This is a genomic window from Hyphomicrobium sp., from assembly GCF_019753045.1.
GTDB lineage: Bacteria > Pseudomonadota > Alphaproteobacteria > Rhizobiales > Hyphomicrobiaceae > Hyphomicrobium_B.
Window position 1 is genome coordinate 1 of record NZ_JAIELN010000027.1, and the last position, 21,926, is coordinate 21,926.

Annotated in this window: 21 protein-coding genes and 2 rRNA genes; 13 read left to right on the forward strand and 10 right to left on the reverse strand. The window is 60.4% G+C overall.

Annotation, left to right across the window (positions count from 1 at the left end):
- The 3 genes from K2Q04_RS20840 to K2Q04_RS20850 form a co-directional block, all read left to right on the forward strand.
- Positions 1–354, forward strand: a 23S ribosomal RNA gene (locus tag K2Q04_RS20840); the annotation flags it as partial.
- Positions 355–547: 193 nt separating this feature from the next.
- Positions 548–662, forward strand: a 5S ribosomal RNA gene (gene rrf, locus K2Q04_RS20845).
- Positions 663–961: 299 nt separating this feature from the next.
- On the forward strand, positions 962–1,924 hold the full coding sequence (locus K2Q04_RS20850; protein WP_291167179.1) for a hypothetical protein: 963 nt from the start codon (positions 962–964) through the stop codon (positions 1,922–1,924).
- 9 nt (positions 1,925–1,933) lie between these two features.
- Here the strand turns inward: K2Q04_RS20850 and K2Q04_RS20855 are convergent, their stop codons facing one another.
- On the reverse strand, positions 1,934–2,755 hold the full coding sequence (locus K2Q04_RS20855) for a hypothetical protein (RefSeq protein ID WP_291167181.1): 822 nt from the start codon (positions 2,753–2,755) through the stop codon (positions 1,934–1,936).
- A gap of 230 nt (positions 2,756–2,985) precedes the next feature.
- Here K2Q04_RS20855 and K2Q04_RS20860 point away from each other — a divergent pair, with 230 nt between their 5' ends.
- Positions 2,986–3,375, forward strand: a complete 390-nt coding sequence (locus tag K2Q04_RS20860) for a cupredoxin domain-containing protein (RefSeq protein WP_291167183.1) — start codon at positions 2,986–2,988, stop codon at positions 3,373–3,375.
- Between the two features lie 6 nt (positions 3,376–3,381).
- On the forward strand, positions 3,382–4,212 hold the full coding sequence (locus K2Q04_RS20865; RefSeq protein WP_291167185.1) for an FTR1 family protein: 831 nt from the start codon (positions 3,382–3,384) through the stop codon (positions 4,210–4,212).
- A gap of 56 nt (positions 4,213–4,268) precedes the next feature.
- Here the strand turns inward: K2Q04_RS20865 and K2Q04_RS20870 are convergent, their stop codons facing one another.
- The gene (locus K2Q04_RS20870) at positions 4,269–4,739 is read right to left on the reverse strand and encodes a nuclear transport factor 2 family protein (RefSeq protein WP_291167188.1); all 471 of its coding nucleotides are present in this window, start codon (positions 4,737–4,739) and stop codon (positions 4,269–4,271) included.
- A 112-nt stretch (positions 4,740–4,851) separates the two neighbouring features.
- Here K2Q04_RS20870 and K2Q04_RS20875 point away from each other — a divergent pair, with 112 nt between their 5' ends.
- Positions 4,852–5,172, forward strand: coding sequence for a carboxymuconolactone decarboxylase family protein (locus K2Q04_RS20875; RefSeq protein WP_045838265.1), 321 nt, complete (start codon positions 4,852–4,854; stop codon positions 5,170–5,172).
- A 13-nt stretch (positions 5,173–5,185) separates the two neighbouring features.
- Here the strand turns inward: K2Q04_RS20875 and ubiB are convergent, their stop codons facing one another.
- The 3 genes from ubiB to ubiE all read right to left on the reverse strand — a co-directional run bounded on the left by ubiB (position 5,186) and on the right by ubiE (position 8,258).
- On the reverse strand, positions 5,186–6,778 hold the full coding sequence (ubiB, locus tag K2Q04_RS20880; protein WP_291167190.1) for a 2-polyprenylphenol 6-hydroxylase: 1,593 nt from the start codon (positions 6,776–6,778) through the stop codon (positions 5,186–5,188).
- Positions 6,779–7,025: 247 nt separating this feature from the next.
- A complete protein-coding gene (locus tag K2Q04_RS20885) occupies positions 7,026–7,319 on the reverse strand; it encodes a hypothetical protein (RefSeq protein ID WP_291167193.1) in 294 nt (97 codons plus the stop codon).
- Positions 7,320–7,445: 126 nt separating this feature from the next.
- Positions 7,446–8,258 carry a bifunctional demethylmenaquinone methyltransferase/2-methoxy-6-polyprenyl-1,4-benzoquinol methylase UbiE gene (gene ubiE, locus K2Q04_RS20890; RefSeq protein WP_291167195.1) on the reverse strand — a complete coding sequence of 271 codons (813 nt, stop codon included), beginning with the start codon at positions 8,256–8,258 and terminating at the stop codon, positions 7,446–7,448.
- Positions 8,259–8,347: 89 nt separating this feature from the next.
- On the opposite strand from ubiE, the gene mutM reads away from it, so the two are divergent.
- Positions 8,348–9,229 (forward strand): bifunctional DNA-formamidopyrimidine glycosylase/DNA-(apurinic or apyrimidinic site) lyase, encoded by an 882-nt coding sequence (gene mutM / locus K2Q04_RS20895; RefSeq protein WP_291167291.1) that lies wholly within the window; start codon positions 8,348–8,350, stop codon positions 9,227–9,229.
- A 9-nt stretch (positions 9,230–9,238) separates the two neighbouring features.
- Here the strand turns inward: mutM and K2Q04_RS20900 are convergent, their stop codons facing one another.
- Positions 9,239–9,856, reverse strand: coding sequence for a hypothetical protein (locus tag K2Q04_RS20900; protein ID WP_291167198.1), 618 nt, complete (start codon positions 9,854–9,856; stop codon positions 9,239–9,241).
- Positions 9,857–9,898: 42 nt separating this feature from the next.
- Positions 9,899–10,483, reverse strand: coding sequence for a hypothetical protein (locus tag K2Q04_RS20905; RefSeq protein WP_291167200.1), 585 nt, complete (start codon positions 10,481–10,483; stop codon positions 9,899–9,901).
- A 287-nt stretch (positions 10,484–10,770) separates the two neighbouring features.
- Here K2Q04_RS20905 and rpsT point away from each other — a divergent pair, with 287 nt between their 5' ends.
- From rpsT to dnaN, 4 genes are all read left to right on the forward strand, one after another.
- A complete protein-coding gene (gene rpsT, locus K2Q04_RS20910; RefSeq protein WP_291167202.1) occupies positions 10,771–11,037 on the forward strand; it encodes a 30S ribosomal protein S20 in 267 nt (88 codons plus the stop codon).
- A 629-nt stretch (positions 11,038–11,666) separates the two neighbouring features.
- On the forward strand, positions 11,667–12,110 hold the full coding sequence (locus K2Q04_RS20915) for a rhodanese-like domain-containing protein (RefSeq protein WP_291167205.1): 444 nt from the start codon (positions 11,667–11,669) through the stop codon (positions 12,108–12,110).
- A 109-nt stretch (positions 12,111–12,219) separates the two neighbouring features.
- Positions 12,220–13,740, forward strand: coding sequence for a chromosomal replication initiator protein DnaA (gene dnaA, locus K2Q04_RS20920; protein WP_291167210.1), 1,521 nt, complete (start codon positions 12,220–12,222; stop codon positions 13,738–13,740).
- A 318-nt stretch (positions 13,741–14,058) separates the two neighbouring features.
- A complete protein-coding gene (gene dnaN, locus K2Q04_RS20925) occupies positions 14,059–15,177 on the forward strand; it encodes a DNA polymerase III subunit beta (RefSeq protein WP_092862485.1) in 1,119 nt (372 codons plus the stop codon).
- Between the two features lie 119 nt (positions 15,178–15,296).
- Here the strand turns inward: dnaN and K2Q04_RS20930 are convergent, their stop codons facing one another.
- Positions 15,297–15,656, reverse strand: a complete 360-nt coding sequence (locus K2Q04_RS20930) for a DUF559 domain-containing protein (RefSeq protein WP_291167217.1) — start codon at positions 15,654–15,656, stop codon at positions 15,297–15,299.
- Between the two features lie 125 nt (positions 15,657–15,781).
- Between K2Q04_RS20930 and recF the strand changes: the two genes are divergently transcribed.
- Both recF and gyrB read left to right on the forward strand, forming a co-directional pair.
- Positions 15,782–16,954 carry a DNA replication/repair protein RecF gene (gene recF / locus K2Q04_RS20935; protein ID WP_291167294.1) on the forward strand — a complete coding sequence of 391 codons (1,173 nt, stop codon included), beginning with the start codon at positions 15,782–15,784 and terminating at the stop codon, positions 16,952–16,954.
- A 147-nt stretch (positions 16,955–17,101) separates the two neighbouring features.
- Positions 17,102–19,555, forward strand: a complete 2,454-nt coding sequence (gene gyrB / locus K2Q04_RS20940; RefSeq protein WP_291167219.1) for a DNA topoisomerase (ATP-hydrolyzing) subunit B — start codon at positions 17,102–17,104, stop codon at positions 19,553–19,555.
- Here the strand turns inward: gyrB and K2Q04_RS20945 are convergent.
- Both K2Q04_RS20945 and K2Q04_RS20950 read right to left on the reverse strand, forming a co-directional pair.
- Positions 19,552–20,046, reverse strand: a complete 495-nt coding sequence (locus K2Q04_RS20945; protein WP_291167222.1) for a DUF4112 domain-containing protein — start codon at positions 20,044–20,046, stop codon at positions 19,552–19,554. The genes gyrB and K2Q04_RS20945 overlap by 4 nt on opposite strands.
- Positions 20,047–20,103: 57 nt before the next feature.
- Entirely contained in the window at positions 20,104–21,894 is a 1,791-nt protein-coding gene (locus K2Q04_RS20950; protein ID WP_291167224.1) for a cation:proton antiporter, read from the reverse strand.
- Between the last annotated feature and the right edge of the window lie 32 nt (positions 21,895–21,926).

Below are 21,926 nucleotides of genomic sequence, written 5' to 3' on the forward strand. Positions count from 1 at the left end.
AGGTCCCAAGGGTATGGCTGTTCGCCATTTAAAGTGGTACGTGAGCTGGGTTCAGAACGTCGCGAGACAGTTCGGTCCCTATCTGCCGTAGGTGTAGGAGAATTGAGAGGATCTGTCCTTAGTACGAGAGGACCGGGATGGACGTACCTCTGGTGTACCAGTTGTGGCGCCTGCTGCAGCGCTGGGTAGCTATGTACGGACGGGATAACCGCTGAAAGCATCTAAGCGGGAAACCCACCTCAAAACGAGTTCTCCCTCGAGAGTCGTGGAAGACCACCACGTTGATAGGCCGGGTGTGGAAGCGCTGCAAGGCGTGTAGCTTACCGGTACTAATAACTCGATTGGCTTGATTGCTCTCATTTAGCAATGCTCATCGAAATCGCTCACGGAGCTGTTCGGCGCGACGCGCCGGCTCCTCCGCGAGGCGTCGCTCAGCGACGGCGGCCCTTGGCCGCTGAGCCCTAGCGGGCTGTAGCGCAGAGCACGATGGGCGTAGGCACAAGATCAGAAAAGACCAGAAACAGAAGTCATATGACGTCTCCGCCGACCTGGTGATTATGGCGGGGTGGCTGCACCCGATCCCATTCCGAACTCGGCCGTGAAACGCCCCTGCGCCGATGGTACTTCGTCTTAAGACGCGGGAGAGTAGGTCGTTGCCAGGTCTGCCGAGACGTCATGTGAATTTCTAAATTGCGCGCATCGCGGCCGGCTCCCGGAACGGGAGTCGCGATGCGCCATCAAAGAAGTCAATCAGTGCCCTCTATCGATCGTATTCAAAACGCGCCGCTGTGCCTCGTGCACCGCGGCGCGTTTTTTGTTTTTTGCAGCTTGTGGGCAAACCGGGTTTCATCTTTCGCCTCCGATTTGTTGGAGTTCACTTTGCATCGTTCCCGGTGGCGTCTAGAACTCGCGGCGAGGAATTGCAGGGCGATGCGCCTGCTGGGTTAGGATATCTGACGGTATGCTCGACTATATCTGGTCGAAACTTTATGCCCGCTGGCTGCGCAGTGAGCTCGTTCGGCCAAGGCCGCAGATCAAATTGCGGCATGGGACCGGCAAGAATCTCATTCTCGGAATCGGGCGCAACTACAGCATCGCGGACTTGAGGCCGTTTGTTCGGTCGGCGCGGAAATTTCACGATTGCCGCATTCTTCTCGTCGTCAACGATGATGCGGAACTCGGCAAAGCACTTGAAGCCGAAGGTGTCGATTATCTGTTGGACCCGGGCTCACCGGGCCTCGGCCGGCCGCACATGAATTTCGCGCGTGTCGCTGATTACATCGCTGTTTTGCAGGCTCTCACGGGGCAAGTGGAGCGGGTGTTTCTGGCCGATACGCGCGACGTCGTATTTCAGGCCGACATCTTTCAGGCTCTGCCCGATGCGCCGATGATATTTTGCGAAGAGGGCGAAGGCTTCTCGCACGATGTTGCCGGATGGAACGGCAATGCGATCCGGAGAACATTCGGCGCGGATGTGTACGAGCGCGTCAGGCATCACGAAGTCATTTGCAGCGGCACGGTGCTCGCCCGGCATGGCGACGCGATCATGTACCTGTGGGAGAAACTGCTCCTCGGTCAATTGATCGAGCGCAGACATCACATGCGTTCGGGCGTTGATCAGGCGACGACGAATGTCGTGGCCCGTCTCAATCTCGCGCCGTCTGCCATCGTGATCCCTTTTGACGGTGCGATCGCGACGCTCTCGGGCCGGAACACCAAATTCCTCAAGGTGAAGGACGGGGTTCTGGTGACTGCGAAGGGAGCCGTTCCGGCTGCCGTCCATCAGTACGACCGGGCTCCCGAGGTTCGCGATTTCTTGTACGCGACGTACGGTGGTCCAGCACTCGGTAAAGCGGGCGACAAATCCAAGGACTCGAACCTTCGTAAAAAGATGCGCCAGGCGTTTGGTCTTCAGGGGCCCTGAGGCAGAGCGTCACTCGACGGACTGTTCTTTCACTTGGCCGCGAGATGCGAGCTTGACGCCGCAGCGTTCCATCGGGAGTGCTGTCGTCGTCCATCGATCCTTAGTCACGGTTACGACATAGCGGCGGCAGTCGCGTCCGGCGCCCGGCACGAAATGAACGTTGAAGACTGCGACGCCGCCCTTGCCGGAGCGAGGCCACGCAAAATTCCCATCGTCCGGAACCGTCTTCACTGCCTTGTCGATGGCGAAGGCGGCGTTGCGATAATCCGTTGCGGTCAGGTGTGCCAAGAGCACGCGAGAGAGATCGGGATGAAGTCCTGCAGCTTCCGCGCGCTTGCGATAGGGATCGGCCGGCGTGGCTGGAGGCGATGATGCGCTAGCCGCGGCAGCGTCGGTGTTTGTCTCCCAAGTTTGAGAAACCGTTCCGGCGCCTGGCGCTTCCGCGATGACAACTTCGGGCAACGACTGAGAATGTGTTTCGGGCGGCGGTTGCGGCAGAGGCGACGAATTTTCGGCAGTCGCCACATCATGCGCCGGTATCGGTTCGAGCGGCGGGGCCGGTTGTCTCGCGGCCATTTCCGTCGCGATAATCTGCTGGACGCCGGCAATCCACTGCTGCACCGGGACGTCAAAATGCGTGAGACCTGCACCCGCGCCGAGCACGACGAACAAGAATAAATATAATCTCCGAACCGGATTACCGCGCTTTCTCGGCGGCACGGAGATCGGCTCGCCAGCATAGAAAGCTTCTGGCTCTTCGGCCCGTGAAAGCACGTCTCCCAGCTCGTAGGAGGGGAATGCATCGGTCGAATGGGAGGCGCGGGAGTACATAGCCAATCCTCGTTGGATACCTATTCCCGCGCTGCATATGCACCGCATCCTCCTGGCCAAAAAATGGCAATGCCGGATAACCGCGAAAACTCTTCCCCCACCTCACGAATTCGTAAAATTCTCGCCAGCCTCTTAGGGGCGAAAATTCTTGACTATTATTGGCTACTTGGCTCTAGGTGGCCGCTGAACCTGATCTCGGGACCTTGAATCCTGACCTATTGGGAGTTGCAATGAGCACTTCTTTCTCCTCGCGTACCGGCGCGCGCTTTCGCGCTTTCATTTCCGCAATCGCCGTCTCTGTAATCGCCGTTAGCGGGGCTTCAATTTGCGCGTCCAAGGTTCAGGCCGCAGAGGAAGAGCACGCGGTCGAGATCTCCATCAAAGACCACAAGTTCGAGCCGGACTCGCTGAAGCTGCCGGTCGGCAAACCGATCAAGATTACGGTCAAGAATCTGGACGCGACTCCGGAAGAATTTGAAAGCTACGAGCTTGGGTTCGAGAAAATCATCGCCGGTAACAGCAGCGCCGTCATCAGGGTGAAGCCGCTGAAGCCGGGGACCTACATGTTCTTCGGCGAATTTCACCAGGATACGGCGTTGGGCCATATCGTTGCGGAGTAATCGCCCATGCTTGCCGCGCTCGTTCTCGTTTTCCGCGAAGTTCTCGAAGCAGGTCTGATCATCGGCGTGGTGCTTGCCGCCTCGCGTGGCGTGATCGGGCGGGGCGGTGCGGTGTCTCTCGGCGTTCTCGCTGGGATTGCCGGGTCAGCCGTCGTCGCGTTCTTCGCGGCCGGCATCTCGAACGCATTCGACGGCCGCGGGCACGAAATTTTCATCGCGGCAATTCTGCTCTTTGCTGTCGTGATGCTGGCTTGGCACGTCGTCTGGATGGCGCAGCACGCGCGCGAGATGACGCAACAGTTAAAGCAACTCGGAAACGATGTGACTGCGGGCCGCCGATCGCTATTCGCGCTTGGAGCGGCGGTTGCCATCGCGGTCATGCGCGAGGGTAGCGAGGTCGTGCTCTTCATGACCGGCATCGTCATGGGTGGAACGGAAACGGCGCTCCAACTGCTACTCGGGTCAGCGATTGGGCTGGCGCTCGGCGCCGCCGTGTCGATGGTGCTTTATTTCGGCCTTGCCGCAATTCCATTGAAGCGGATGTTCTCGGTAACCGGTGTTCTGGTGACGCTGCTCGCTGCAGGCCTTGCAGCGTCTGCGGTAGCGCAGCTTTCCAGCGCCGGTCTCCTCAACGTTCTCGACACGCCGGTTTGGGATACGTCGTGGCTTCTGTCGGAAAAGAGCTGGGTGGGACAGATCCTGCACATCTTGATCGGTTATATGGCCAAGCCAACGGGCATGCAGCTGATCGCCTACGGTATTACTGCGGGCACTATTTTCCTTCTCGGCTTCATTGTGCGGACGCCGGCGACGCGGCCCGCAGTGAGTTCGCAATAAAAAAAATCGGCGCCGGCAATTGCGCGGCGCCGATCGTTTCGTTCAGCAATCGCCTTCTAAAGCCCGAGATCGGAAAGTCCCGGATGATCGGCGGGGCGGGGTCCGAGCGGCCAATGGAATTTGCGATCGCTTTCCGAGATTCTGAGGTCGTTGATGCTGGCGTAACGCAGCCGCATCAGGCCGTTACCATCGAATTCCCAGTTCTCGTTTCCGTATGAACGGTACCACTGAAAGCTGTCGTCGCGGAATTCGTAGGCGAAGCGGACGGCGATGCGATTGTCGGCGAAGGTCCAGAGTTCCTTGATCAGGCGATAGTCGAGCTCGCGGTTCCATTTACGCGTCAGAAATTCGACGATCTGTTCGCGGCCGACGGGAAATTCGGCGCGATTGCGCCAGTGGCTGTCGACGGTGTAGGCGAGCGAGACCTTATGGGGGTCGCGGGAATTCCATCCGTCTTCCGCCGCGCGGACTTTTTGTATTGCGGTTTCGCGCGTGAACGGCGGTAGCGGCGGCCGATGGTCTGCCATCTTTCTCTCCTCAGTTCTCTCCCTGCGAGGGCGACTTGACCTTCGACGCAAACGTCACGAGGCTTCTTTACAAATCGGCAGATCGAGTGACGCCGATCGAGGGAGGCTCCAAATGTATGATATCGCCAATTTATCTAACTTGCCGCATCTTCGTAATCTCTCTGCGACGACGATGGCCGCGTTCGAAAATTTCGACCGGGCGGCGATGGCGCCAGGAGCTATTCCGCGGCGCTACAAGGAATTGATTGCGCTTGGCGTGGCGCTTGCGACGCAGTGTCCGTACAGCCTCGAAGTTCATCGCACCAATGCAGAGAACGCGGGCGTGACGGAAGCTGAAATCGCGGAGGTCGTCTATATTGCTGCAGCGATGCGGGCGACGGCTGCAATTGCGCACGGCACGCATCTTGTCGGCCCGCGCAAGGCGAAGCGGTAGTGGCGGTACTGGATCAGAAAAAGCCGAACAGCTTTACGGCAATGACGGCGAGGCTCAGCGCGCCGATCCAGAGCGCGATATCGGCGGCGCGGCTCCGCTTGGAGCGAGAAGCGATGTTTTCGATCGTCTGATCGTCAAGGCGGACGCCGGAGCGCGCCATTTCGGAATAGCCGGTGATCGCCTGAGCAAGATTTTGGAGAAGGGCTGGCGTTTTCAGCAGAACTTCACCGATGGATTCCGCGCCGCGCCCGGCCTCGCGGAGGCGGCCAAGCGGCGACAGGTTGGCTTCCATCCATTCCTTGGCGACGGGCTCGGCTGCAACCCAGACGTTGAGCGACGGATCGAGATCGCGTGCGACGCCTTCGACGATGACCATGCTCTTTTGCAGCAGGATGAGTTCCGGCCGGGTCTCCATGTCGAAGACTTCGGTGTAGGCGAAAAGCTGGCCGAGCAGATCGGCCATCGAGATTTCTTCCGCCGTCCGTCCCTGAATGGGCTCGCCGATGGCGCGCATCGCCTGCGCAAATTCCTCGACGGTGTGGTGAGACGGAACGTAGCCGGCTTCAAAGTGGATGGCGGCGGCGCGATGATAATCGCGCGTGATGAGGCCATGCAGGATCTCGGCAAGGAAACGACGCTCGGCGAGGCCGAGCCGGCCCATGATGCCGAAGTCGACGGCGACGACCATGCCCTTGTCATCGACGAACAGGTTTCCCTGATGCATGTCGGCGTGAAAAAAGCCGTCGCGCATCGCGTGGCGGAGGAACGATCGCAATACTGTCAGGCCGAGCGCGGCGGTGTCGAAGCCTTTTGCCTGCAGCGTTTCGCGATGCGAAATCGGCGTGCCGTCGATCCATTCGACCGTCAGCACGCGCTTCGCGGTACGTTTCCAATCGATGGTGGGGACGCGAAAGCCGTCGTCCGCGGTGGTGTTCGCGGCCATCTCGGAAATCGCGGCGGCCTCGAGACGGAGATCCATTTCGAGCACGGTCGTGTGCTTCAAATTGTCGACGACGGCGACGGGCTTCAAACGCCGTGCGGGCGGATAAAAGCGTTCGATCATCTGCGCCGCGAAATAGTAGCTATCGAGGTCGCGATTGAAGCGCTTCTCGATATTGGGGCGCAGGATTTTGACAGCGACGGCTTTCCTGATGCCATTTTCGAGCACGTAGGCCTTGTGGACTTGGGCGATCGACGCGGCAGCGACGGGCGGGCCAAACTCGACGAAGTGATCTTCCAGTTTGCCGCCGAGGGCGCGCTCAACCGTCTCGCGGGCTTCCGCCATAGAGAAGGGTTCGGCCTTGTCCTGGAGGTGGCGCAAATCCGCCGACAGTTCAGGACCGATGACGTCGGCGCGGGTCGCCAAGAACTGTCCGAGCTTGACGTAGCTCGGACCGAGCTTCGTCAGCGCGGTTGCGACGCGGGTTGATCGCGGTACGCTTTTTTGAAAGGGCGCCGACAGGAACTCGATGGGCAGCGTTGCCGCGCGCGCGATTTTGAGCGGCAGGGGCACCGGCACGCCTGCCGGCACGAACCGAACTCCATACTGTGCAAGCACAAACCCGGCGCGCGCGAGTCTTAGCGTGTTAAGGATCGCTCCGGGCATGACTTCGATTTCGTGGTCCTGTTTCGTGGGTCGATAGCTGGCCTGAGGTCACATTGCGCCGCAATGCGTCTAGGTCAAGCGAACCTCATGTATCGGGTAAAGACGGTTAAATATCCTGCGCCATTGCGAAGCGCGGCGACGAGGTTGCCATGCAACTCGACCAATGTTTCGGGACAACGCGGGAGAAAAACGAAAAGCGCCCGCGTGTCGTCACGGGCGCTTCCGGAATTCGGAATTTCAAATTCGCTTATTTCGTGCAGAAGGTCGCGCGGCCGTGGCAGGTGACCATGCCGCCATCGGGCTTGCACCTGTACTGCTTGTTGACGACCTTGTAGCCAGCGACGTCGCCGTTGGCGAGGAAGCCCGGCCAGAGGCCCCAGCTGACGTTCTGCACCATCGTTTCCATTGCAAACCACTTCGCGGAATCAGCCGACGACGACGTGGCGACCGCGCCTTTCGTCGTACATCCAGCGTTTGCGGTTCCGGCGCCAAAAGAAATGGCGGCTACTGCCAACGCACAGGCAAGAGTGATCGTTTTCATGTGTCCCACCTCCTCCTAGGGAAGAAAAAGTTTCTTCCCGTCCCTGCGTGGAAAACTATGAACGGTCTCGCGCGGCGTCAATTGCAGACACACCGTCGGAGTCAGAACGCCTTTGGATTGTTGCCGTCAGATCTTCCAGCCGCCGTGGATGGCCGCGATGCCGCCCGTCAAATTCCGGTAGTTGACGCGAGAAAACCCGGCATTGCGAACGAGTTCCGCGAATTTCTCCTGGGTCGGGAAACGGCGGATGCTTTCAACGAGATAGCGATAAGATTCAGCGTCTCCGGCCGTCAATTGGCCGAGGCGTGGAATGATCTCGAATGAGTGAAAGTCGTAGAGGCGGTCGAGAACCGGAACCCGGCATTCGGAAAATTCGAGGCAAAGGAAGCGGCCGCCGGGTTTCAAGACGCGATAGGCTTCGGAAAGCGCCTTATCAATGTGGGTGACGTTGCGAATGCCGAATGCGATCGTGTAGGCGTCGAAGCTGCTGCTCTCAAAGGGCAATTCCTCGGCGTTGCCTTCGACGCACTGAATGCGGTTTTGCAGACCGGCGTCAGCGATGCGGCGGCGCCCTACCTCAAGCATCTCGGGGCTGATGTCGCAGATGACGGCGGTGGCGTTCGGTCCGCTATCCTCGGCATAGCGGATCGAGATGTCGCCGGTGCCGCCCGCAACATCGAGCAGCTTGAACGGCGTTGCGCCGCGCGGCGGGTTGAGCATCGTGACGAACTCGCGCTTCCACAGCCGATGCAGGCCGCCCGACATCAGGTCGTTCATCAGATCGTAACGGCCGGCGACGGACGCGAAGACCTTGTTGACGAGGCCCTGGCGCTCGGTCTCTGGAACGGCGCGGAAGCCGAACGACGCCGTATTTTCGGACGCGTGCTCAGCCGTATTCTGGGCGGTATTCTGGCTTGTAGTTTGTGAATTCTGATCCATATCCGCAGCATAGCCGTTCGCGCGTTGGCGCGCTATCGTCGGCTCGTCTCATCCTCAACGCCGCCTCAACACCAGGTATTCTTGCAGCCATGCCCGAGCTTCCGGAGGTCGAAACCGTTCGTCGCGGCCTGGCGCCGGTTCTCGTTGGCCGCCGGGTGGCATCGCTCGACGCGCGGCGGCCCGATTTACGGTTTCCGTTTCCTGAGAGATTTGCCCAGCGGGTCGCCGGGCAGTCGATCGTCGGGCTCGAGCGCCGCGCGAAATACCTGATTGCATCGCTGTCGAGCGGGGAGGATCTCGTCATGCATCTCGGCATGACCGGGCGCTTCACCATTGTCCACGGCGGGATTGCCGATACTCCGGGCCATTACGCGCATGGGACGGGCCCAGATCCGACGCACGATCACGTCGTGCTCAATCTCTCGGATGGGACGAAGGTGATCTACAATGATCCGAGGCGGTTCGGCTTCATGGTGATGATGGCGCATAGGGAGCGCCCGCAGCATGCGCTCTTTCGCGATCTTGGCGCCGAGCCGCTCGGCGAGGAGCTGACGGCTGAATATCTGGCGTCCAAGGCGCTGGGAAGAAAGGTCAATCTCAAGGCCTTTCTGATGGATCAGCACGTCATCGCGGGGCTTGGAAACATCTACGTTTCGGAAGCGCTCTATCAGGCGGGGTTGTCGCCGGACAGGGCCGCCGCGAGCCTGGCCAATCGGCGCGGGGCGCCGACGGAACGCGCCATCAAGCTGGTGCCGGCAATCCGGGACGTGCTCGAACGCGCGATCGACGCTGGCGGTTCGACGCTTCGCGATTACAGGCATGCCGACGGAAAGCGCGGGTCTTTTCAGGAGAGGTTCGGGGTTTACGATCGCGCGGGGTCCGTCTGCCAAACTCCGGGGTGCGGGGGCGAGATACGCCGTGCCGTCCACTCGGGGCGCGCGACATTCTATTGCCCGCGCTGTCAACGGTGAGATGCGAGGTCAGTTGGCGGCGTGACGTTCGGCGAGGGTGCTGTTCGTCTTGACGATGATGGCGCTGAGGCACATCACGGCGAAACCGCCGGCGAGGAAAAGCTGGTTTGCCGCCCAATCGCCGCGGAGCGTTGCGAGCTTTCCCGAGCTGATGAGCCAGATAAGTCCGCCGGCGATGGCGAACGCCTGATAGGTCATAAATCGAACCATGCGTTCGATCGCCTGAGGTTTCGACCAGTCATCATGCGGGTCTTTCAGACGCGACAGGTAATAGGCGTAGGCTCCAGCGACCAGCACCATGGCGGAGCCATATTCCCAGCCGTGCTGCCAGCGAATGCTGGTGCCGAGATAGATCGCGAAGAAAGCGAGTCCGCACCAAAGAAAGCTCAGCATCACCAGCCGTGTGGTTGCGATCATCGCATCACGCGCCGTTATCTCGCCGACGTCCGGCGCTCGCCGCCATACCGGCGCGTTCGTTCGTATTGCCGCCGTCACGATGACGAATACGAAGACCGCTGCGGCGATCGCCGCTTCGACTTTCTGCAGAGCGCCTGCGGCCAGGAACATGGCGATCAGGGCTACTGCGAGCGTCGTCAGCAGCAAGGGAAGAGCTGGGCGCAAGGTCATTTAGGCCGAATGTCCCTGTGGTGAGAGGCGTCTCGTCTTCGATCACGCGTTGGCGGGCGACCGTATCGCATCGAGGCTGATCGCTGCAATTGCCAGAGCGCCGAAGAAGAAGATGTTGCAGCCGGCCCAATCGGCGTGAGTTTCCGCGCGCGGAAATTTCTCGTCGACGAAGAGGCTGATGATGCCAGCGACCATGCCGACGATCTGCGCTTTCAGCAGAATGCGTCCAAACTTGACGAGCGTCGCGTCAGTGCGTCCGGCCGCCCGATCGCGATCGAGAAGGAACGAGAAACCGATGCTCGCCAAGGCTGCGAAAGCGAACCCTAAGAAGAACTGCCACCATTCGCGCCAATGCGCATCGATGACGAACAGGTAGGTCACCAGCAACGTCAGCCCGCCCCATGCCCATATCAGTGCGAGATAACGTGCGGTCGAACTTGCAACGGCGGTTGCGGGGGCACCGACGTCATTGAGCTGCCGATGCTCGCGGATCGCGATGAGAGCAATTGCGATGCTGACGGCGGCCACGGCGGCCATTTGCAACATCGGCTGGTTGGCGGCGGCGGCCAAGATGGTCGCAAAAATCGCGGCTGCCAGGGCAAACAGCCATCCGGTCCAAGACAACATTCTCTAGAGATCCCCCCAAGATGCTAGGCTTCGGCCTTTTAGGCCATACGGCTTATCGCAAATGGCGGGGAAAAGCGCTGCGACCGGCGGCGACATCGAATTCCGCCCGATATCGGGCTTTTTCATCATGCTGATTCATTGACCGATCACTTTCGGACGGCTATACCCCCCGCAAACCGTGTGCCTGGACCAACAATCCTGGGCCGACGAGAGATTTCTTCAACCCACCGCCTCGCCTAGCTTTCCGCTAACGCGCGGGCGTATTCGTAGCAATGTAAGGACAACCTATGGCTAACACGTCGTCGGCGAAAAAAGCCACGCGCCAGATGATCCGCCGCACTGAGGTGAACAAGAGCCGCCGCACGCGCGTCAAATCCGAAGTTCGCACTGTCGAAGAGGCTATTGCTTCCGGCGATGTCGCAAAGGCCAAGGCCGCTCTCGCCGCCGCCGAGCCCCTGCTTGTCCGCAGCGCCCAGAAGGGCGTCATGCACAAGCGCACGGCCAGCCGGAAGGTTTCCAGGCTCGCTCAGCGTGTCAAGGCCATGAGCGCGTAACGTACATGTGAATAACAGGGGCCAATTTTCCTCCCTGTTGCACATTCGCACCGGTAAAGAGCGGGTCCAATTTCGGGCCCGTTTTTTTTAACGCCATTAACCTGCTGAAATCCGGGCAATCATGCGCGCTGGGCGTGTAAACCGGCGAAGGGCACAGCCTCCGTTCTCGTGCGGTCCTAAAAAAAAATGACGTATCGGTGACAGCTGCGACCACGCGGCTTGCCCGTGTTCCTCAACTGTCAAAATCCCGAATGAGTCAGGCATTTATGCACAGGGCTTGCGAAGTGACTCACGTTGTCACCAACACCTGTGGACAACTTTTCTTCTCGCTGGACGCCCATAATGGGGACCAGAGCCGCTTGTCGAAAAGAAGGTTAAGGGCTAGTAAATTTCTCAGTGGATGGCAGCGGGGTAAAAGCGGTCGTTCGCACAGGTAAGTTCGGCGAGCGTAGCGTTCGAGGGCCAATAGAATTGGCGACCGCGAGCGCATCGTCAAAATAGATAAAGACCTGCGACTAACCTTTGGCGTTGCTGTGGCGGCGACCAGAGCAACTGGGGATTCTCCGGGCCTTACCTGGGGATACTTACGCGGGTCTTTATCAGTACTGCGTGTGACGGTGAGGGGATAAGTGGAAAAACTGGAAGCTTCTGGAGTCGAGGACGTACCCGTCCTCGAAACGTGGAAGCGTCTCGAAGGCGATCCGAAGGCCGTTCTTGTGGATGTTCGTACTCGTGCCGAGTGGGCGTTCGTTGGAATTCCGGATCTTTCCAGGCTCCATGGGGAAGTTGTGCTGATGGAATGGCAGACATTTCCAGACGGCCGGACCGCCCCGGACTTCACTGAACGTCTAGACGCAGCGCTGACTGCCAGGGGTGTGGAGAAGGACGCCGAGATCTTCTTCATTTGCCGCTCAGGCGGCCGCAGCCGGATGGCTGCAGAACAAATGACGGCGGTGGGGTATCGCCGGTGTCGCAACGTCATGGAGGGCTTTGAGGGACCATTAGACGCTAGCCAGCACCGCGGACGGATTTCCGGTTGGAAATTTGCGGGTCTCGATTGGGTGCAGGGCTAACGCGAAATCAGAGACGGCATAGACGGCACCGAACGGCGGAGGGTTACGCCGAACGGTGAAGAGGGGGGCGCTTCCAGGCGTCCCGCGTTATCAGCGGGGAGTAAATACTATGCAGGCAGCACAAAAAGCAGAGTCTCAGGATGTCGGTAGCGGACAGGGCGCCGAGACTCCGACGAGCGCGGTAGAGGGCCGCGGTCAGAAGGTTCGTGCGATGCTGAAGGTTCAGCTCGGCGACGAGGTCTATTCGAGCTGGTTCAAGAGCTTGGAATTCGAAAGCTTCGACGGCCGGATCGTCAAGGTTTCGGTGCCTGTGAAATTCGTTCGCAACTGGATTCAAGAACATTATTCCGATCATCTGCTGCACTGCTCGCGGATAGAGTTCGCGACCGTGGAACGCGTCGAAGTGGTCTGGCGCCAGCCGGGTGCGGTTGCGCAGAGGCCGGGCGAAGCGCGTCCTCAAGACGCCAACACTGCGGCAACCGCTGCAACGCCTCCGCCGGCGGCACACACCGATCTTCCACAGCGTCCCGCGGCCTTGCGCGCGCCGGTGCTTCCGGTGCAGCGGACATCGGCCGGCGGCCTTGAGGGCTCTCCGCTCGACCCGCGCTATACGTTCGAAAGCTTCGTCGTTGGCGCCTCGAACCGCATGGCGCACGCGGGCGCGACGCAGGTCGCCGAAACGGTTCTTTCCGGCGCGCCGGGATACAACCCGCTCTATATCCACTCGCAGGTCGGCCTCGGCAAAAGCCATCTTCTTCACGCCATCGCCTGGGAAGTGAAGAAGCGCGCGCCGAACGCTCAGGTTCTTTACCTGACGGCGGAACGCTTCCGTTATCAGTTCGTCGAGGCTCTCCGCTCGTCCGATCCCTTGGCTTTCAAGGAGCGGTTCCGCAACATCAACATGTTGCTGATCGACGACCTCGAATTCCTGCAGGGTGAACGCACGGAGCAGGAGTTCGATCACATCATCAACGCGTTGCTCGACGGCGGCAAACAGGTCGTCGTCGCGTCGGCACGGGCTCCCAACCAGATCGAGCGCCTCAACGAACGCATGCGTTCGCGCCTGCAGCGCGGCCTCGTCACGGAGCTGCAATCGCTCGATCACGAGCTGCGGCTCAAAGTGCTCGACAAGCGGCTTGCCGAGAAGCGGGCGGCGGATCCGTCGTTCTCTCTGTCGCGGGACGTCATCGATCTCTTGGCGTCGAGACTTACGGAGAACGGCCGCGAGCTCGAGGGTGCAGTTACGCGCCTTTATGCGACGTGGCAGTATATGCGCACGCAGATCACGCTCGATATCGCCGAGACCGTCATTCGCGATCTCGTTCAGAACCTCGAGCCGCGCCGGATCAAGATCGAAGACATCCTGCGCATCATTTCCAGGCATTACGGCGTGTCGAAGGGCGATCTCCTGTCGCAGAGGCGTCATCGTTCCGTCGTCTGGCCTCGCCAGATCGGAATGTATCTCGCCAAGCATCTGACGGCGCGGTCGCTCCCGGAAATCGGACGCCGTTTCGGTGGCCGCGACCACACGACCGTCCTGCATGCGATCCGCAAAATCGAGGGCGAAATCAGTAAGAATCCGAACCTCGGAGACGAGCTTGAGGAGCTGAAGAGGCTTCTCAACCACTGACCGCAAAGTCACCCCTTGCGGCCTGATGCGACGTAGGGCCGGCACACCTCCCCCGGAGTGCCGGCCTTGCCATGAGGTGGCTCGTCGAGCCTCCGTGCCTTGGATTCCTGGTCGAATCCGCGCCGGATCGGCGCGGGGGCGGGTCCGTTCTGGGCTGGCCAATACATCTTGCTTGAAAAGATGCCATCTTTCGGCTCTGATCCGGCTCCGTGGGCGATTCCGTTCGCTCCGGGGCCAACCGTTTTCTTGCGCGTGACGCCACGGCGGTTTCAGGCCGCCATTCCACGCGCAATTTCATAGTCAATGCTGAGGATAGACATGCGTCTCGAGATCGAACGTGGGGAACTCTTGAAGGCGCTAAGCCACGTTACGAGCGTCGTTGAACGCCGCACGACGATACCGATCCTGTCGAACGTCATGCTGAAGGCGACCGGCGACGTTTTGATGTTCAAGGCGACGGATCTCGAGCGCGAGGTCAGCGAGAGCGTCAGCGCGAAGGTTGCGACGCCCGGCACGCTGACCGTTCCGGCGCACGTTCTGCACGACATCGTGCGTAAGCTTCCCGACGGCGCCGAGATCGAAATGAAGCGCGACGGCGACAAAGAGCGCCTGACGATCACGTCGGGTCATTCGCGTTTCAGCCTGCAGATGCTCTCGGCCGACGACTTCCCGGATCTGGCTGTCGGCGAAATCGGTCATGAGTTCACGATCGAAGCCGGAGACCTGAAGCGGCTTATCGACAAGACGCGCTTCGCTATCTCGACAGAAGAAACACGCTACTACCTCAACGGCATCTATTTGCACCCCGCGGAGACCAACGGCACCAAGACACTGCGCGCGGTCGCGACCGACGGTCACCGCCTGGCGCAAGTCGAACTGCCTTTGCCGAAAGGCGCGGAAGGCATGCCGGGCGTTATCGTGCCGCGGAAGACGGTGCACGAGCTCGCGCGGCTTCTCGAAGACACGAGTGCGAAAGTCAAAGTCGGCGTTTCGCAGACGAAGGTCAGGTTCGAGATCGGGCCGGTCGTGCTGACGTCGAAGCTGATCGACGGGACGTTCCCGGATTACGGACGCGTCATTCCGCACAACAACGACAAAGAAATGAAAGTGCCGAACGCGTCGTTCAAGAGTGCGGTCGATCGCGTGTCAACGATTGCGAGCGAGCGCGGGCGCGCGGTGAAGCTCAACGTCGGCAAGGACAAGCTGATCCTGACTGTGAACAATCCTGAAGGCGGCAGCGCGACGGAAGAGATCGCCGTCGGCTATTCGTCCGGTCCGCTCGAGATCGGGTTCAACGCACGTTATCTGCTCGACATTGCCGATCAGCTCGAGAGCGAAGACGCGCGGTTTCTGCTGGCCGATCCCGGTTCGCCGACGATGGTCCGCGACGGCGGCGACGGCAGCGCGCTTTACGTGCTGATGCCGATGCGGGTTTAGGCAGGATTCCGCCGAACCGATTTCCCCTCCCCTTGAGGGGGGAGGGGTTAGGGGTGGCGATCAGTTCCCTCTCCCCATTTCTGCACTCAATGGGGAGAGGGTTAGGGTGAGGGGCAGACCTAGCCTCGCTTTTGCAAGACGGCGAGAAGCTGATCCAATACGCCCTCGATGTTTTCGTAGATATCGGTGTTGTTAATGCGGACGACTTTGTAGCCAAGCGAAGCCAAAGCTTGGTTACGTTCTCCGTCGTTCCTGCATTCGATCGCGGTGCCATGCGTGCCGCCATCGATCTCGACAACCAAATACTCTTCACGGCACACAAAGTCCGCGAAATAGTTTCCGATTGGGAATTGTCGCACGAATTTAAGGCCGCAGAGCCGGCGTGCGCGCAAGTGATGCCAAAGCTTGTCTTCGGCAGAGGTTGCATTCGCTCTCAAGATGCGGGAGCGATTGGCCTTCCAAGGTTGAGTTCCCCGCATTTTGGATTCGTCCCGACTGGTGCTGCCCCTCACCCTAACCCTCTCCCCGTGAGGACGGGGAGAGGGAATGATCGAGTAATATTTCAGAATCTCGCGAGCGGTGATAAGCGCAGCCCATGATATCGATGCCAAATTCCCTATGGGTCGAGCGGCTGACGCTGACGAATTTCCGGAGCTATGTTTCGGCGAGCGTTGAGACCGACGCGGGGCCGCAGGTGATCGTCGGCGCGAACGGGTCGGGCAAGACCAATCTGCTCGAAGCGTTGTCGCTGCTTTCGCCCGGCACGGGCTTGCGGCGTGTGCCGTTCGTCGATCTGGCGCGCGCTGGGGGCGATGGAAGTTTCGCGATTGCGGCGCATGCGCATACGCTCGCGGGGCCTGCAGACATCGGCACGGGGTTGGCGGCGGGCGCTGGGACGAGCGCGCGGGCTGAGGGTTCGGGACGATCCGGCCGCATTGTCCGCATTGATGGTTCGGCGCAGTCGGGCTCGGGCATTCTTGCGGATTATCTCGAAATCGTCTGGGTGACGCCGGCGATGGACGGGCTCTTCACCGGGCCTGCGTCGGAGCGGCGGCGTTTTCTCGACCGATTGATCCTCTGTTTCGATCACAGTTACCGGACTATCGCCGGGCGGTTCGAGCGGGCGATGACGAGCCGCAACCGCCTGCTTGCCGACGGCGTGCGCGACAACGCGCAGCTTTCCGGGTTCGAACAGGTGATGGCGGAGACGGGTGTGGCGGTCGCGGCTGCCCGCCTCGAAGCTGTGGCGGCGATGGCGGCGATCGTTGAGACGCGGCGCGAGCGCGATCCGAATTCCGCGTTTCCGTGGTCCTCGTTCCGGCTCGTTGGAACCATCGAGGACGATCTCAGAAGTCTTTCGGCCATCGAGGCGGAAGATGCCTACGCGCGGACGCTCCGCGAAACGCGCGAACGCGATCGTGCGGCAAGCCGGACACTCGATGGGCCGCATCGCTCTGACCTCATCGTCGAGCATGGTCCGAAGGCGCTCGAAGCGCGTCAGTGTTCGACAGGCGAGCAGAAGGCGCTGCTTCTCGGGCTGGTGCTGGCGCACGCTGAGCTTCTTACGGAGCGGCAGGAAGGGGCGGCGCCCATCCTCCTCCTCGATGAGATCACGGCCCATCTCGACGTGCACCGGAGGGGAGCGTTGTTCGCCGAAATTCTGCGGCTCGGAGCGCAAGCCTGGATGACCGGGACGGACGCGGAAGCGTTCTCGGCGCTCCGGGAAACGGCGCGATTCTGGGGGGTGGAAGAGGGAAAGATCAGGGCCCTTCGTTAAGTCCGTGTATCGGGACAAACGGCCACATCCAAAACACTGTAAAACAAGGGCTTTTGAGCGTCGATTTATGTCGATTTTTTAGGGCTTTTCGGGGCGCTTTGTGCTATAAAAACGGACCATATTTCCGTCCGCTGAGAAAGCCCCAAAATGAACGCCCAACCGCTCAAGAAAACACCTGCGCCGGATGATTACGGCGAGGACAGCATCAAGATGCTGAAGGGCCTCGACGCGGTTCGGAAACGCCCCGGCATGTACATCGGCGACACCGATGACGGATCGGGTCTCCACCACATGATTTACGAAGTCGTCGACAACGCCGTCGACGAGGTTCTGGCGGGCCATGCGCATGCCTGCACGGTGACGCTGAACCCCGACGGCTCATGCACGGTGCGCGATGACGGGCGCGGCATTCCGACCGGCATCAAGCGTGACGACGATCAGGTGCCGAAGCGTTCGGCGGCAGAGATCGTGTTCACCGAGCTCCATGCGGGCGGCAAGTTCGACCAGAACTCGTACAAGGTTTCGGGTGGTCTGCACGGCGTCGGCGTGTCGGTCGTCAACGCGCTGTCGACTTGGCTCAAGTGCCGGATCTGGCGCGAGGGCAAGGAGCACTTCATCGAGTTTCACAACGGCAATGCCGTTGCGCCGTTGAAAGTCATCGGCGATGCCGGCGAGGAACGCGGCACCGAAGTCACGTTCCTGCCGAGCACCGAGACGTTTCACAACGTGACGGAATTCGACTTCTCGACGCTCGAGCATCGCTTGCGCGAGCTCGCGTTCCTGAACTCCGGCGCGAGGATCGTGTTGATCGATGCGCGCCACGCCGACGTGAAGCGCCAGGAATTCAATTACGAAGGCGGCACGGCTGCTTTCGTCCGTTACCTCGATCGATCGAAGACATCGGCGCTTCCCGAGCCGGTCATGATCCATGCCGAGAAGGATGGCATCACGGTCGAAGCCGCTCTCTGGTGGAACGACAGCTATCACGAGACGGTGTTGACCTTCACGAACAACATTCCGCAGCGCGACGGCGGCACGCATCTCGCCGGCTTCCGCAGCGCGTTGACGCGCATCGTCAACAAGTACGCTGAAGAGACCGGTCTCGCGAAGAAGGAAAAGGTAACGCTTTCGGGCGACGACGCGCGTGAAGGTTTGACGTGCGTGCTTTCGGTGAAGGTGCCTGATCCGAAGTTTTCTTCGCAGACGAAGGACAAGCTCGTTTCGTCGGAAGTGAAGCCGGTCGTGGAATCCGCGGTCAGCGATCAGCTCGGCGCGTGGTTCGAGGAGCATCCCAAAGAAGCGAAGGTCATCGTCGGCAAGATCGTCGAGGCTGCGCTTGCCCGCGAAGCTGCGCGCAAGGCTCGCGATCTGACGCGGCGGAAAGGTGCGCTCGATGGGCTGCGTCTGCCGGGCGGTCTCGCCGAGTGCCAGGATCGCGACGCGTCGAAAACGGAAATGTTCATCGTCGAAGGCGACTCGGCAGGCGGTTCCGCCAAGCAGGGCCGTAAGCGCGAGTTCCAGGCCGTGCTGCCGATCCGAGGTAAAATTCTGAACGTCGAGCGCGCCCGCACCGACAAGATGCTGTCATCGGAGCAGGTGACGAACATCATCGCCGCGCTGGGCACCGGCATCGGGCGTGACGAATTCAAGCTCGACAAGCTTCGCTATCACAAGATCATCATCATGACGGACGCCGACGTCGACGGTGCGCACATTCGTACGCTGCTGTTGACGTTCTTCTACCGGCAGATGCCGGAGCTCGTTGAAAAGGGCCACGTCTACATCGCGCAGCCGCCGCTCTACAAAGTGGCTAAAGGCAAGTCGCATTCGTACCTGAAGGACGAGCGGGCTCTCGAGGATTACCTGATTGATCAGGGCCTCGCCGATGCCGTGCTGGTCAGCGGCAACGGCACGGAGCGGGCGGGCCGGGATCTGCGCGACGTCGTCGAGCAGGCGCGGCAGATTGCGGGCGGCATCAATGGCCTCCATTCGCGTTACAACCGCAACGTCGTCGAACAGGGCGCGATCGGCGGTGTGTTCGATGCGTCGATCCTTTCGACGCCGGATTCTCAGAGGGCCGACGAGATTGCCCAAAGGATCGCCAGACGTCTCGATGCCATCGCCGAAGAGATGGAAACGGGCTGGGAAGGCCGCTACGGCAACGACGGGTATGTCTTCAAGCGCGAGGTTCGCGGCGTGACCGAGGTCCAGATCCTCGACCGAGCGCTGTTGGGCTCGCTCGATGCGCGGCGTTTGAACGAGCGCCACGACCATCTGGTCGAACTCTACGACACGCCGGCGAAGCTCAAGCGCAAGGATAAGACCGAGATCATCACCGGTCCGCGTTCGCTGCTCCAAGCGGTGTACGAGGTGGGCCGCAAGGGTCTCGATCTGCAGCGCTACAAAGGTCTGGGCGAGATGAATCCCGAGCAGCTTTGGGAGACGACGCTCGATCCGGACGTGCGCACGCTGCTGCAGGTCAAGGTCGGCGATCTCGCGGAGGCCGACGAGATTTTCGCCAAGCTGATGGGCGATATCGTCGAGCCGCGGCGCGAGTTCATCCAGGAAAATGCACTCAACGCATCGAACTTGGACGTTTAAGCCTCGACTGTATAGGCCGTATCGATCGTCTTGCGACCGTAGCGAGCGCTGTGTTTGTCAGCATGGCGCTTCAGCAGCGCGACGTTTTTGAGGTTCGATTTGTAGGCAACGTCGAACATATCGCCGAAAATGGGAATGCTGCCGACGGCCGTGTCGAGCGCCGTATTCATCGCCATGCGGGCGATCAGCCAGCGCGGCGCGCCTAGGCGACGCGCTTCCCAAATGATGTAGCTCGCGATCGCGCCTGAAATCGCGTCGCCGATGACGGGTACGAGGCCGAGAACGGCGTCGACGCCCATAACAACACTGGTGCCCGGAATGCGGATGGCGCTGTCGAGGATCTTTGCCAAGGCTTCGATGCGCGCGAAGCTTTCGTCGAATTCACCCGCCGGAAGGGAGCCTGCAAATCTCCCATCAAAACTGCTTCGGTCCAGTCTTTCGAACATTGTCGACATCGGCTCCGCCATCACGTCTCCAATCGGAAACGACATGTGGGATCGACAAGTTCCGCTACAAGACCTGCGGCGGCAACTGCGCGTCGGATGAGTTCAGCTCGTGCGCTTTTTGGGAAATGCGCGCGTCACGGTTCCCGCCTTTTTGGCCGCGCCCTGAAGCTCAGTACGGAACTCATCGCGCTTCTCGTGAATGGAGGCGATAACGGGACCGGTCGGAACGCCGAGGCCGACGAGCGCTGCTTCCGAGAGCTGGAGGCTTGCCTCGATCGTTTCAGGCACGGCATCGTTGACGCCGATCTCGTAGAGATGGCGTGCGTGGCTTGCGTCCTTCGCGCGCGAGACGATGAGCAGGTTCGGATGGCTCTTGCGCAAAGATTTCACGACGGCGTCGATCTCGCTTTCCTGATGGATCGTGATGATTGCCGCTTTGGCTGTATCGAGACCGCAATGCTCGAGGAATTCGGCGGACGTCACGTCGCCGTAGTACACGGGCTTGCCCTCCCGCCGGGCATTGGCGACGAGGTTCGGTGCTCGGTCGACGGCGATGTAGGAGATTTTGTGTTCGGTCAGCATGTCGCCGATCAATTGTCCTACGCGGCCGTAACCGACGACGAGCGCTTTGACAGTACCGTCGCTGACGGGAGTCACGGTCAATTCCGGGTCGACTACTGTCGGCGGGAGGTACCGCTTGGCGAGCTTGCGGCCAAGCTTCGCGCTCGCGGGTATCGTCGCCATCGTGATGGATACGGCCGTGAGCAGGATGCTCATCAACTCCTGATTGATGAGCTGCGATGCGTGCGCAAGCGTCAGGATCACGAAGGCGAACTCGCCGCCCGGCGCCAGCAGTGCGGCTGATTCAATCGATGCCGATTTCGAGACGCTGAAGAGGCGGGCCAATACGTAAATGATGACCGCCTGGATGGCGAGCAGGCCGACCGTCGTCGCGAGGATAGCGGCGGGCTCGGCTATCAGCGATTGAATGTCGAGCTGCGAGCCGACAGAAAAGAAGAACACGCCGAGCAGCAGCGATTTGATCGGCTCGACGGTCGCCTGCACGGCTCTGCGGTATTCCGTTTCCGCGAGGACGAGGCCGGCGACGAACGCTCCGAGTGCCAGGGACAGACCGGCGGCTGCCGTTATGAAAGCCGTGCTGACCGCGACGAACAGGGTAGCTGCGATGAAAAGGTCGGCGTTATGGGTCTGAGCTACAAGGCGGAATAGGGGTTGAAGCAGAAAACGGCCCACGCCGACGATGACGAGCAACGCGATGGTCGCCTGAGCCAGCGCCGTTAAAATTTTAGAGACGATCGACGTATCATTTCCCGGCTCGAGAATGCCGACGAGGATGAGGATCGGAACGACCGCGAGATCCTGAAAGAGAAGGATCGAGAAGGAAGTTCTCCCAACTGAAGTCGACAGCCGCTTTTGAGAGGCAAGTAACTCGATGACGATGGCCGTCGAGGACAGGCAGAGGGCGGCACCGATGACGAGCGCAATGGCCGGAGGCTGGCCGAGCGCATAAGCAACCAGACCGATGAGGGCGGCCGAGACGACAACCTGCGAACCGCCGAGGCCGAACACCAAGCGCCGCATCGTCGAGAGACGTTCGAAGGAAAGCTCGAGACCGATGATGAAGAGAAGGAAAACGACGCCCCACTCGGCAAATTTCGATAATCGTTCGGGGTCGGTAATCGTCAGATATGAAAGTTGAGGCAGGTGGGGGACCAGGGCCCCGAGGCCGCCTGGACTTAGGAATGCTCCGGATAGAAGGAAAGCAAGAACCGTACTGACGCCGAAGCGATGTAAGACTGGAACGACGACACCGGCAGTGCCGAGAACTAAAAGCGCATCCTTGTAACTAGCCAGGTCGACCGGAACGGACATCGATTCTCCTTTTTATGTCCGGCCACTATGGC

Coding starts and splice junctions, on each gene's coding strand:
- K2Q04_RS20850 (WP_291167179.1), top strand. CDS start 962: ATGCTCGACTATATCTGGTCGAAACTTTATGCCCGCTGGCTGCGCAGT.
- K2Q04_RS20855 (WP_291167181.1), bottom strand. CDS start 2,755: ATGTACTCCCGCGCCTCCCATTCGACCGATGCATTCCCCTCCTACGAG.
- K2Q04_RS20860 (WP_291167183.1), top strand. CDS start 2,986: ATGAGCACTTCTTTCTCCTCGCGTACCGGCGCGCGCTTTCGCGCTTTC.
- K2Q04_RS20865 (WP_291167185.1), top strand. CDS start 3,382: ATGCTTGCCGCGCTCGTTCTCGTTTTCCGCGAAGTTCTCGAAGCAGGT.
- K2Q04_RS20870 (WP_291167188.1), bottom strand. CDS start 4,739: ATGGCAGACCATCGGCCGCCGCTACCGCCGTTCACGCGCGAAACCGCA.
- K2Q04_RS20875 (WP_045838265.1), top strand. CDS start 4,852: ATGTATGATATCGCCAATTTATCTAACTTGCCGCATCTTCGTAATCTC.
- ubiB (WP_291167190.1), bottom strand. CDS start 6,778: ATGCCCGGAGCGATCCTTAACACGCTAAGACTCGCGCGCGCCGGGTTT.
- K2Q04_RS20885 (WP_291167193.1), bottom strand. CDS start 7,319: ATGAAAACGATCACTCTTGCCTGTGCGTTGGCAGTAGCCGCCATTTCT.
- ubiE (WP_291167195.1), bottom strand. CDS start 8,258: ATGGATCAGAATTCACAAACTACAAGCCAGAATACCGCCCAGAATACG.
- mutM (WP_291167291.1), top strand. CDS start 8,348: ATGCCCGAGCTTCCGGAGGTCGAAACCGTTCGTCGCGGCCTGGCGCCG.
- K2Q04_RS20900 (WP_291167198.1), bottom strand. CDS start 9,856: ATGACCTTGCGCCCAGCTCTTCCCTTGCTGCTGACGACGCTCGCAGTA.
- K2Q04_RS20905 (WP_291167200.1), bottom strand. CDS start 10,483: ATGTTGTCTTGGACCGGATGGCTGTTTGCCCTGGCAGCCGCGATTTTT.
- rpsT (WP_291167202.1), top strand. CDS start 10,771: ATGGCTAACACGTCGTCGGCGAAAAAAGCCACGCGCCAGATGATCCGC.
- dnaA (WP_291167210.1), top strand. CDS start 12,220: ATGCAGGCAGCACAAAAAGCAGAGTCTCAGGATGTCGGTAGCGGACAG.
- dnaN (WP_092862485.1), top strand. CDS start 14,059: ATGCGTCTCGAGATCGAACGTGGGGAACTCTTGAAGGCGCTAAGCCAC.
- K2Q04_RS20930 (WP_291167217.1), bottom strand. CDS start 15,656: ATGCGGGGAACTCAACCTTGGAAGGCCAATCGCTCCCGCATCTTGAGA.
- recF (WP_291167294.1), top strand. CDS start 15,782: ATGCCAAATTCCCTATGGGTCGAGCGGCTGACGCTGACGAATTTCCGG.
- gyrB (WP_291167219.1), top strand. CDS start 17,102: ATGAACGCCCAACCGCTCAAGAAAACACCTGCGCCGGATGATTACGGC.
- K2Q04_RS20945 (WP_291167222.1), bottom strand. CDS start 20,046: ATGTCGTTTCCGATTGGAGACGTGATGGCGGAGCCGATGTCGACAATG.
- K2Q04_RS20950 (WP_291167224.1), bottom strand. CDS start 21,894: ATGTCCGTTCCGGTCGACCTGGCTAGTTACAAGGATGCGCTTTTAGTT.